Annotated in this window: 2 protein-coding genes; both read right to left on the reverse strand. The window is 40.4% G+C overall.

The genetic code is table 11. The annotated features are described in order from the left end of the window. A partial coding sequence (locus tag VXK47_RS05075) for a hypothetical protein (RefSeq protein WP_435547690.1) occupies positions 1–186 on the reverse strand: 186 nt, incomplete at its 3' end. Between the two features lie 774 nt (positions 187–960). Beyond that, complete coding sequence (gene gap / locus VXK47_RS05080) at positions 961–1,971, reverse strand: type I glyceraldehyde-3-phosphate dehydrogenase (RefSeq protein WP_435547691.1); 1,011 nt, start codon at positions 1,969–1,971, stop codon at positions 961–963. Between the last annotated feature and the right edge of the window lie 321 nt (positions 1,972–2,292).

A 2,292-nucleotide genomic window follows, 5' to 3' on the forward strand; every position in this document is an offset into this window, starting at 1 on the left:
GGCAAATGCTTCCGTTTTCCAATCTGCCAGACTTCGGCCTTCCCCACACGTCCACTGGGTCGGCATCTTCGTTCTATTCACGAGGCTACTTATAGGTTCACTTTCGCTACGGCCTGCCGTTTTGCCAATTGGGAACTCACGGCCCTCTGTTGCCAGAACGCCGCTCCCTTGAACTACCGGGTGCACGGACAATTACCCGGACGGAACTTTAACCCGATAGATGAAACAACTGTTACTGCGAACTGACGCCCTTTATATTTTAAGTTTATATCCATAATATACCATATTATTAAAGTATTATGCTAAGTAAAGCAATGGGATTTTCAATTTGTCTTCGGGAGTATATTTTTTTTGGGAGTAGTAATAGTGACGTCTATGCTTTTATGCGATTTTATATAATGTCTTTGTAGAAAGCAGTTTGCGAAGAAGGTTGTGGTGGAAATGTGAGACTTCCAAGTACTTTGGACCGCATCTCTAATAGCAACAACAATCCAGTGACAGTCCTTTTCAGTATATAGCTAATTGTCATAAATCTGTTCCGATTGGGTATGGGTACGTATGCTATCCGCAGGAATAAAATCTGCCCTTCGTCAACGGCGGCAAATTCGCTTACAGGAAATCCTTACAGCCCCGAAATAATTTACTCTCACGAAGCCGTTTATTGTATCCGCCTGTAAGACTTTATTTTAAAATTTGGGGGCGTCATCCAAGCCCTTTAATAAATTTTCTGCGGTTAGCATACGTACCCATACCCAATTACAACTAAGCAATCGGAATATTATTATGATAAACGCTATATCTTTTAGAGGAAAAGATGCATGGTGTTATGTTGAGCTTTAGAAATTATTAAGCGAACAGCAAATGTATTATTTTATTATCTGCTATTCGCTTAAAATGAATACTTGGTAAAAGCATTCGGTTATGACAAAACGTTTTGCAATTACCCCGGCAGTTTAAATTTTAGAGCCCCTGATCTGCTATATAGGCAGCAAGGTCGGCCACTCTGCATGAATAACCCCATTCATTATCATACCAGGTCACAACCTTGGCCATATTGCCGCCAAGAACCTGTGTGAATTTAGCGTCTATTATAGATGAATGGGAATCACCTTTAAAGTCCATGGACACAAGAGATTGTTCTTCATAGGCCATGATACCTTTCAGATCTGTTTCGGCTGCTTTTTTAAGTACAGCTCTTAATTCTTCAGTGTCAGTATTTTTGTTAAGAATTGCTGCAAAATCAACGATAGAAACAGTAGGCGTGGGAACTCTTAAGGAGTATCCGTCAAACCTTCCTGCAAGATCGGGAATAACAAGCGAAACTGCTTTTGCGGCTCCGGTTGTGGTTGGGATTATATTCAAAGCGGCTGCGCGGGCGCGTCTCGGATCTTTATGGGCAATATCCAGAAGGCGCTGATCTCCGGTGTATGAGTGAACGGTAGTCATCATGCCTTTTTCAATACCGAATGCTTTGTGAATTACAAGAGCCGGAGGAGCAAGGCAGTTTGTGGTACAGGAAGCATTTGAAATTATATGATGATTTTTGGGATTATAATTTTTATGATTAACACCCATAACAACCGTAATATCTTCTTCTTTGGCCGGAGCTGATATAATTACTTTTTTGGCGCCTGCCTTGATGTGAGCGGCTGCTTTCGGACCATTAGTAAAAAGGCCGGTACTTTCAACTACAATATCCACTCCTTCTCCGCCCCATGGAATTTGTTCCGGGTCACGTGATGAGAAATTCCTAATCATTTTTCCGTTTACCATTATACCGTCTTTTGCAGCCTCAACAGTTCCGGCAAAACGCCCATAATTTGAATCATATTTAAACAGATGAGCATTTGTTTCAACGTCAAAAAGATCATTGATTGCTACAACCTCAAGCTTACCTGACTGTCTTTCGGTTATTGCCTTTAGTACCTGGCGGCCAATCCGGCCAAAACCGTTTATTCCGATGCGAATCATATATCACCTCATTATACACATTGTTTATATCTGCATCATGAAACCTTTGGATAACACCCTCGATTTGCTTCATCAGCCATTTCAACCATCAAATGATCAAACGCAGATGTGTATGCCGGTCAAAAATAAAAATTGGATGTTCTTCAAAGATCCCATCATGCAATTTTAGCTTTCACCTTGAAAACTAAAGTTTCACTGTTTTTGAAGCCGTTCAAACATGGTTTTAAAATTTTGCGATATTTTTTCACAAAACATAAAAAGATGGCATGTAAAATGCATTGCAATTTATATACCAAGTATTTCAAGCACTTACGTCAACTT

The organism is Desulfobacterium sp. N47, from assembly GCF_051233685.1.
Lineage (GTDB): Bacteria > Desulfobacterota > Desulfobacteria > Desulfobacterales > RPRI01 > RPRI01.

What these genes read in the sequence shown, in the direction of transcription:
- gap (WP_435547691.1), bottom strand. Translation starts at nt 1,971, where the DNA reads ATGATTCGCATCGGAATAAACGGTTTTGGCCGGATTGGCCGCCAGGTA.